The organism is Streptomyces sp. NPDC007346, from assembly GCF_040703535.1.
In the GTDB taxonomy this organism is placed as follows: Bacteria; Actinomycetota; Actinomycetes; order Streptomycetales; family Streptomycetaceae; genus Streptomyces.
In genome coordinates, this window is the sequence record NZ_JBEYKR010000212.1 from 1 (window position 1) to 8,773 (window position 8,773).

Consider the following 8,773-nt stretch of genomic DNA (forward strand, 5'->3'; position numbering starts at 1 on the left):
GCGCACCCCGCGCCTGCTGGAACAACTGCGCATCGCTCATGGCGACGGCAGCTTCGGCCGTACCCTGCAACAGCTGGCCGGCGGAGCCCGGAGTCCGGGGAGGTGCCGGGTGCCGTGGACCCGGACATGGCCGGCACCCCACAGGTGCCTCAGGCCACCGACGCGAGCGGTTGTCCGCTGCTGTCGTGATGGATGGGGGTGTGGGCCCCGGTGAGCGGTGCGCCGCTGCCGCCGCGCCGGACCGCGACGATCTCGGCGGCGATGGACAGGGCCGTCTCCTCCGGCGTACGGGCGCCGAGGTCGAGGCCGATCGGTGAGTGCAGGCGGTCCAGTTCGCGGTCGGTGAGGCCGGCCTCGCGCAGGCGGTCGTTGCGGTCCAGGTGGGTGCGGCGCGAGCCCATCGCACCGACGTAGGCGACCGGGAGGCGCAGGGCGGCCTCCAGCAGCGGGATGTCGAACTTGGCGTCGTGGGTGAGGACGCAGAGCACCGTACGGGCGTCGGTGGCGGTGCCCTCCAGGTAGCGGTGGGGCCAGTCGACGACGATCTCGTCCGCGTCGGGGAAGCGCGCGGCGGTGGCGAAGACCGGGCGGGCGTCGCAGACGGTGACCCGGTAGCCGAGGAACTTCCCGGCCCTCACCAGGGCCGCGGCGAAGTCGATCGCCCCGAACACGATCATGCGGGGCGGGGGCACGCTGGACTCGACCAGGAGCTGGACCGGCCGGCCGCAGCGGGAGCCCTGCGCGCCGATGGCGAGAGGGCCGGTGCGGCCGGCGTCCAGCAGGGCCCGGGTCTCGGCGGCGGCGGTCCGGTCCAGCGCCGGGTGGCCGCCGAGCCCGCCCTCGTGGCTGCCGTCGGCCCGGACCAGGAGCGGGAGTCCGAGCAGCTCCTCGGGCCCGTCCGTGACCCGGGCCAGGGCGGCCGCCGTCCCCTGGGCGGCGGCCTCGAACGCCGCGGCGAACACCGGGCGGGCGGGGTCGTCCGCCCGGACCGGTGTGACCAGGATGTCGATGACGCCGCCGCAGGTCAGGCCGACCGCGAAGGCGTCCTCGTCGCTGTAGCCGAACCGTTCGCGGACGGACTGCCCGTCCTCCAGGGCCTGTCGGCACAGCTCGTAGACCGCGCCCTCCACGCATCCGCCGGAGACCGAGCCGATGGCCGTGCCGTCGCGGTCGACGGCGAGGGCGGCGCCCGGCTGGCGGGGCGCGCTGCCGCTGACCGCCACCACGGTGGCGACGGCGAACTCGCGTCCCTGCGAGACCCACCGGTGCAGCTCTTCGGCGATGTCCAGCATGGCGTGTCTCCTTTGGGTGAAGGGGCTCGGGCGTCAGTGGACGCCGAGCCAGCTCTCGATCGGGTTGAGGGCGAAGAAGACGATGAAGATCACCGTCAGGCCCCACATGAAGGCGCCGACCTCGCGGGCCCTGCCCTGGGCGAGCTTGATGGCGGAGTAGGCGATGACACCCGCGGCGACACCGGTGGTGATGGTGTACGTGAAGGGCATCAGGACCACGGTCAGGAAGACCGGGATGGCGACGGAGCGGTCGCTCCAGTCCACGTGGCGGGCGTTCTGCATCATCATCGCGCCGATGACGACGAGGGCGGCGGAGGCCACCTCCGTCGGCACGATCGCGGTGAGCGGGGTGAAGAAGAGGCAGGCGGCGAAGAAGAGGCCGGTGACGGCGGAGGCGAGCCCGGTCCGGGCCCCCTCGCCGACGCCGGTGGCCGACTCGACGAAGACCGTCTGGCCGGAGCCCGAGGCGACACCGCCGATGACGCCGCCGGCGCCGTCGACGAACAGGGCCTTGGACAGGCCCGGCATACGGCCCTTGTCGTCGGCGAGCTTGGCCTCGGTGCCGACGCCGATGATGGTGGCCATCGCGTCGAAGAAGCCGGCCAGGACCAGGGTGAAGACGATCATGCTGACGGTGATCACGCCGACGTCGCCCCAGCCGCCGAACTCGACGTTCCCGAAGAGCGAGAAGTCCGGTGCGGAGACCGCGCCGCCCTCCAGGGCGGGCGGGCCGCTGCTCCACGCCTTGGGGTCGATGTCGGCGATCGCGTTGAGGGCGATGGCGACCAGGGTGCCGACGATGATGCCGATGAGGATCGCGCCGGGGACGTTGCGCGCCTGGAGCATGAAGATGAGGAGCAGGGTCAGGCAGAAGATCAGGACGGGCCAGCCGGCGAGTTCACCGGCCGGGCCCAGGGAGACGGGTGTCGCCTGCCCCTGGTGGACGAAGCCGGCCTTGTAGAGGCCGATCAGGGCGATGAAGAGCCCGATGCCCATGGTGATGCCGTGCTTGAGCGCGAGCGGGATCGCGTTCATGATCATTTCGCGGAGGCCGGTGACCACCAGGAGGCAGATCACCGCACCGTAGATCACGCACATGCCCATGGCCTGCGGCCAGGTCATGTTCGGCGCGACCTGCGAGGCGAGCACACCGGAGACGCTGAGTCCGGCGGCGAGCGCCAGGGGCACCTTGCCGACGAAGCCCATGAGCAGGGTCGTCGCGGCGGCCGCGAAGGCGGTCGCGGTGATCAGCCCCGGCTGGCTGAGGAGGTTCCCGTCGACGTCCTCCCCGCCGAGGATCAGCGGGTTGAGCAGGAGGATGTACGCCATGGCCATGAAGGTCGTGACGCCGCCGCGCACCTCGCGCGCGACCGTGGAGCCTCGTTCGGATATGTGGAAGTACCGGTCGAGCCATGATCTTCCGGCGGGGACGCGCGAGCCGGGGCCCGCGGCCTCCGCGCTGGTCTTCGGTTCCACTGACTGCTGGGTCATGATGCCTGACTCCCAAGGTTCACAGGGGCACCCGCTTGGAGATTCCTGAATGCGGGATTTGGGATGACTGCGTCGGCTGCACGACCCGGGGACGGCCGGGGCGAACGGGAGAAGCAGATACGGATGTGCCGGAGGCACGGGCGATCCGTGAGGCGCTGCCGTGCTGTCCCGGCACGGCGAAGAACCGCGAGCGGTGCGGTACTCGTTGGGCTCCGGGCGGCGCGGTGGGCGGAGAGGTGTGACGTTCCCGGCCGTGCGCACCGCCCGGAGGGCTGTGGGGGAACCACGCGGAGGCCGCCGGCGGGGCCGGGGGTCTCCCGGCCCCGCCTCTCAGGTGCCGGTGAGGTGTTCGGGCCGTACCGGTGTTCTGTCGAGCTCCAGACCCGTCGCGTTCCGGATCGCCGCGAGGACGGCCGGGGTGGACGACAGGGTGGGTGCCTCGCCGATGCCGCGCAGCCCGTACGGGGCGTGCTCGTCGGCGAGTTCGAGCACGTCGACCGGGATGGCCGGCGTGTCGAGGATGGTGGGGAGCAGGTAGTCCGTGAAGGAGGGGTTGCGCACCTTCGCGGTCTTCGGGTCGACGATGATCTCCTCCATCACGGCGACCCCCATGCCCTGGAGGGTGCCGCCCTGGATCTGGCCGAGGACGGAGAGCGGGTTGAGCGCCTTGCCGACGTCCTGGGCGCAGGCCAGTTCGACGACCTTGACCAGGCCGAGTTCGGTGTCGACCTCGACGACGGCGCGGTGCGCGGCGAACGAGTACTGGACGTGGCCGTTGCCCTGTCCGGTGCGCAGGTCGAACGCCTCGGTGGGCCGGTGGCGCCACTCCAGCTCGATGTCGATCGCCTCGTCCTCCAGCACGTCGGCCACGTCGGCGAGGACTTCGCCGCCGTCGGTGACGACCTTGCCGTCCTCCAGGAGGAGTTCGGCGGTGGCCCAGGCCGGGTGGTACGTACCGAACTTGGTGCGGCCGAGCTCCAGGACCTTCTCCCGTACGGCTTCGCAGGAGTTCTTGACCGCGCCGCCGGTGACGTACGTCTGGCGGGAGGCGGAGGTGGATCCGGCGGAGCCGACCCGGGTGTCGGCGGGGTGGATGGTGACCTGGTTGACCCCGAGTTCCGTGCGGGCGATCTGGGCGTGCACGGTGACGCCGCCCTGGCCGACCTCGGCCATCGCGGTGTGCACGGTGGCGACCGGCTCGCCGTTGATGACCTCCATCCGCACACGGGCGGTGGAGTAGTCGTCGAAGCCCTCGGAGAAGCCGACGTTCTTCAGGCCGACCGCGTAGCCGATCCCGCGCACGACGCCCTCGCCGTGGGTGGTGTTGGAGAGGCCGCCGGGCAGCGCCCGGATGTCGACGGAGGTGCCTTCGCTGCCCGCCGTCAGCCACTCCTGCTCGGGCGGCAGCGGCCGGGCCTTGACCCGGCGCAGCAGCTCGGCGACCGGGGCCGGCGAGTCGCAGGGCTGCCCGGTGGGCAGCAGGGTGCCCTGTTCCATGGCGTTGAGCTGCCGGAACTCGACGGGGTCCATGTCCAGCTTCGCGGCGAGCTTGTCCATCTGCGCCTCGTAGGCGAAGCACGCCTGGACCGCGCCGAAGCCGCGCATCGCGCCGCAGGGCGGGTTGTTGGTGTAGAGCGCGATGGCCTCGATGTCGACGTCCTCGACGGCGTACGGGCCGACCGAGAGCGAGGAGGCGTTGCCGACGACCGCCGGGGAGGCGGAGGCGTAGGCGCCGCCGTCCAGGACGATGCGGCACTTCATGTGGGTGAGCTTGCCGTCCTTGGTGGCGCCGTGCTCGTAGGACAGCTTCGCCGGGTGCCGGTGGACGTGGCCGAAGAAGGACTCGAACCGGTTGTAGACGATCTTGACGGGCTTGCCGGTGCGGAGCGCCAGCAGGCAGGCGTGGATCTGCATCGAGATGTCCTCGCGGCCGCCGAAGGCCCCGCCGACGCCGGAGAGCGTCATGCGGACCTTCTCCTCGGGCAGGCCGAGGACGGGGGCGATCTGGCCGAGGTCGGAGTGCAGCCACTGGGTGGCGACGTACAGCTCGACCCCGCCGTCCTCGGACGGCACGGCGAGACCGGACTCGGGGCCGAGGAAGGCCTGGTCCTGCATGCCGAAGGTGTACTCGCCCCTGACGATGACATCGGCGCGCCCGGCCGCCTCGTCGGCGTCGCCCCGGATGATCGGCTGGCGGTGCACGATGTTGGGGTGCGGGACGTGGCCGATGTGGTGGTCCGCGCGGCCCTCGTGCACGAGTACGGCGTCGGGCGCGGTCGCCGAGGCCTCGTCGGTGATGAGGGGCAGCTCCCGGTACTCGATCTTGATCTTGGCGGCGGCGCGGCGCGCGGTCTCCGGGTGGTCGGCGGCCACGATGGCCACCGGCTCGCCGTGGTGGCGGACCTTGCCGTGGGCGAGGACCGGGGTGTCCTGGATCTCCAGGCCGTAGTTCTTCATCTCGGCCGGAAGGTCGTCGTAGGTCATCACGGCGTGGACGCCGGAGGTGGCCAGGGCCTCGGAGGTGTCGATGGAGACGATCTCGGCGTGCGCGACGGTGGAGCGCAGCGTCTGGCCCCACAGCATGTCCTCGTGCCACATGTCGGAGGAGTACGCGAACTCCCCGGTGACCTTCAGGATGCCGTCGGGGCGGAGCGTGGACTCACCGATGCCGCCCTTGGTGGGCGAACCCTGGGTGATCTTGGTGGGGGTTCCGGACGGTACGGATGTGGCCTTCGGGTGGACCGTCATGACTGGACCGCCTCTGTCTGGCGGGCGGCCGCGAGGCGGACCGCGTCGAGGATCTTCTCGTACCCCGTGCAGCGGCACAGGTTGCCGGAGAGCGCCTCGCGGATGTCCTGGTCGGACGGGGAGGGGGTGTGCTCCAGCAGTTCGTCGGCGGCGACCAGCAGGCCGGGGGTGCAGAACCCGCACTGGACAGCTCCGGCGTCGATGAACGCCTGCTGGACCGAGGAGAGTTCGGCGGCCTCGCCGGCCCGGCCGTCGGTGGGCTTGGACTGCCAGCGCCTGGCGGCGTCCAGGGTGGTGCCGCAGTCGCCGGTGGCGCAGCCGCCGCCGGGGTGGGCGTCCGCGCGGTGCCTGGCGTAGTCGGCCAGTCCCTCGACGGTGACGACCTCGCGGCCCTCGACCTGGCCGGCGGCGACCAGGCAGGAGCAGACCGGGACGCCGTCCAGGCGGACCGTGCAGGAACCGCACTCGCCCTGCTCGCAGGCGTTCTTGGAACCGGGCAGCCCCATACGCTCACGCAGCACGTAGAGAAGGGACTCGCCCTCCCACACGTCGTCGGCTTCCTGCGGACGGCCGTTGACCGTGAAATTGACTCGCATGGTTACGCAGCTCCTTCCAGCGTGCGGCCCGCGCCGCGGTACTGCTCCCAGGTCCAGCCGAGCGTGCGGCGGGCCATGATGCCGACCGCGTGCCTGCGGTACTTCGCCGTGCCCCGTACGTCGTCGATCGGGTTGCAGGCGCCCGAGGCGAGCGCGGCGAACTGCTTGGCGACGGCGGGGGTGATGATCTTGCCGCTCTCCCAGAAGCCGCCCTCCTCCAGCGCGGCGTTCAAGAAGGCCTCGGCCTCCTTGGCCCGGATGGGGGTCGGGGCGGCGGAGCCGATGCCCGTGCGTACCGTGCGGGTCTCGGGGTGCAGTGCGAGGCCGAAGGCGCAGACGGCGATGACCATCGCGTTGCGGGTGCCGACCTTCGCGTACTGCTGGGGCCCGTCGGCCTTCTTGATGTGCACGGCGCGGATCAGCTCGTCCGGCTCCAGGGCGTTGCGCTTGACGCCCGTGTAGAAGGCGTCGATGGGGATCATCCGCGTTCCGCGTACGGATGCGGCCTCCACCTCGGCACCCGCGGCGAGCAGCGCCGGGTGGGCGTCGCCGGCGGGCGAGGCGGTGCCGAGGTTGCCGCCGACCCCGCCCCGGTTGCGGATCTGCGGGGAGGCGACGGTGTGCGAGGCGAGCGCCAGACCGGGCAGCTCGGTGCGCAGGTGCTCCATGATGGCGCTGTACGGCACACTGGCGCCGAGCCGTACGCTCTCCCGGCCCACCTCCCACTCGGACAGCTCACCGATGCGGTTCAGGTCCAGGAGGTACTCGGGCCGCCGGTGGTCGAAGTTGATCTCGACCATCACATCCGTGCCGCCCGCGATGGGCACAGCCGAGGGGTGCTCGGCCTTGGCGGCGAGCGCCTCCTCCCAGCCGGCGGGGCGAAGGAAGTCCATGAGTGGCTCTCTTCTCGATCGGGTCGTTCGCTGGGGCGGGGGACGGCCGGCCCTGAACTGGCTCGTGTGGCTCGTTCATGTGGTGTTCACGTGGTGTGTGGCCCAGTACACAAGCCAGGGCCCGGCGGGTGCAGTCACCGAAACACTGAAGGAGTTGGCTGGTCTCCGTCCTCGTCTTGTAGATTCGAACGAATGGCGGGGATCAGTGACCTCGCCGTAATTCACAGGTACCCGTTCACCCCTGTGGTCCCCCACCCGACGTACTCCTTCACTCACCCACTTCCCCCTCCCCACCCCTACGGAAATGATCGGCGGCGACGAGATGCGGCTGCGCGCACTGCTGGAGACCGACGCGCTGGGCCTGCGGCTGCTCGGCGGCGAGGACGAGCTGGACCGTGCGGTCCGGGGTGTCATGACGACCGACCTGCGCGATCCCAGCCGCTACCTCTCCGGCGGCGAGCTGGTGCTGACGGGGCTGGCCTGGCGCCGGGACGCGGGGGACTCCGAGCCGTTCGTCCGGATCCTGGCCGGGGCCGGGGTGGCAGGGCTCGCGGCGGGCGAGGCGGAGCTCGGCGACATCCCCGCCGACCTGGTCGAGGCGTGCTCCCAGCACCACCTGCCGCTCTTCGCGGTGCACGAGACCGTCGCGTTCGCAACGATCACCGAGCATGTCGTACGCCAGGTCTCCGGCGAGCGGGCGGGCGACCTGGCCGCCGTGGTGGACCGGCACCGCCGGCTGATGACCTCGGGCCCGGCGGGCGGCGGCCCCGAGGTCGTGCTGGACCTCCTCACCTCCGATCTGGACCTGCGCGCCTGGGTCCTCTCCCCCACCGGCCGCCAGATCGCCGGGGCGGGCGCCCCGCTGCCCGGCTCACTGGGCGCGGCCCTGGCCGGGCACCACCTGGCGGCGACCCGCACCGGCCGCCGGGGCCCGCACCGGGCGGCGGTCGACGGTACGACGTATTCGCTCTTCCCGATCCGCAACACCGGCCGGGGCGCGGTCCCGGCCGCCCGTGACGCCCGGGAGTCGGTGCTCTCCGACTGGCTGCTCGCCGTCGAGGCGGACGCCTCGGACTGGCCCGCCCCCCGGCTCGACCTGCTCCAGGGCGTCACCCAGCTGATCGCGGTCGAGCGCGACCGCCGTGACGCGGCCCGTACGGTACGCCGCCGGCTCGCCCAGGAGGTCCTGGAGCTGGTCCAGGCGGGCGCCGCGCCGGCCGAGATCGCCGCCCGGCTCCGGGTCGCCGCCCCGGTCCTGCTGCCGGGCCTGGGCGTCGCCCCGCAGTGGCAGGTCGTGGTGGCCCGGGTCGAGTGGACCGCCGCGAACGCGTCCGGCCCGGCGGGCGTCCTGGGTGACGTCGCGGGCGGCCCGGTGGCCCAGGCGCTGCTGGAGGAGATCCTCGTCGACCCGGCGGTCAGCGGTCCCGACTCCGCCGACCGGATCGCCGTGGCCCACACGGGCGAGGAGGCCATCGCCCTCGTACCGCTGCCGGCCGCGCCCGCCCCCCTCCCTGAGACGGTAGGCGCCCCCTCAGACAGCACCGGCAACACCGACAACACCGATGCCGCCGCCCCGGACGCCGGGGCTGCCGGACAGGCCGGGGAGCCCCCGGCGGCCGCACAGGACCCCGCCCTGCACGCCGACGCGCTGCTCGCCGCCGTACGCGAACCGCTCTCGGCGGGGCTCGCCGACGACGGGCGGCTGACCCTGGGGGTCAGCGCGGCCGTGCACTCGGCCGAGGGGCTGCGCGGC

General features: G+C 72.4%; 6 protein-coding genes and 1 pseudogene. 2 read left to right on the plus strand and 5 right to left on the minus strand.

All coding sequences use genetic code 11. The annotated features are described in order from the left end of the window. A pseudogene (locus tag AB0917_RS32145) lies at positions 1–79 on the plus strand (AAA family ATPase); the annotation flags it as partial. Positions 80–149: 70 nt separating this feature from the next. Here the strand turns inward: AB0917_RS32145 and AB0917_RS32150 are convergent. From AB0917_RS32150 to AB0917_RS32170, 5 genes are all read right to left on the minus strand, one after another. Next, positions 150–1,292 (minus strand): XdhC/CoxI family protein, encoded by a 1,143-nt coding sequence (locus tag AB0917_RS32150; protein ID WP_366823241.1) that lies wholly within the window; start codon positions 1,290–1,292, stop codon positions 150–152. Between the two features lie 33 nt (positions 1,293–1,325). Next, positions 1,326–2,783, minus strand: coding sequence for an NCS2 family permease (locus tag AB0917_RS32155; protein WP_366823242.1), 1,458 nt, complete (start codon positions 2,781–2,783; stop codon positions 1,326–1,328). Positions 2,784–3,113: 330 nt separating this feature from the next. Further along, positions 3,114–5,531, minus strand: coding sequence for a molybdopterin cofactor-binding domain-containing protein (locus AB0917_RS32160; protein ID WP_366823243.1), 2,418 nt, complete (start codon positions 5,529–5,531; stop codon positions 3,114–3,116). Continuing rightward, the gene (locus AB0917_RS32165; protein ID WP_366823244.1) at positions 5,528–6,127 is read right to left on the minus strand and encodes a (2Fe-2S)-binding protein; all 600 of its coding nucleotides are present in this window, start codon (positions 6,125–6,127) and stop codon (positions 5,528–5,530) included. Before AB0917_RS32165 ends, AB0917_RS32160 begins: the two co-directional genes overlap by 4 nt. Positions 6,128–6,129: 2 nt before the next feature. Continuing rightward, a complete protein-coding gene (locus AB0917_RS32170; RefSeq protein ID WP_366823245.1) occupies positions 6,130–7,020 on the minus strand; it encodes an FAD binding domain-containing protein in 891 nt (296 codons plus the stop codon). A gap of 322 nt (positions 7,021–7,342) precedes the next feature. Between AB0917_RS32170 and AB0917_RS32175 the strand changes: the two genes are divergently transcribed. Next, on the plus strand, positions 7,343–8,773 hold a 1,431-nt coding region (locus tag AB0917_RS32175), incomplete at its 3' end, for a PucR family transcriptional regulator ligand-binding domain-containing protein (RefSeq protein ID WP_366823246.1).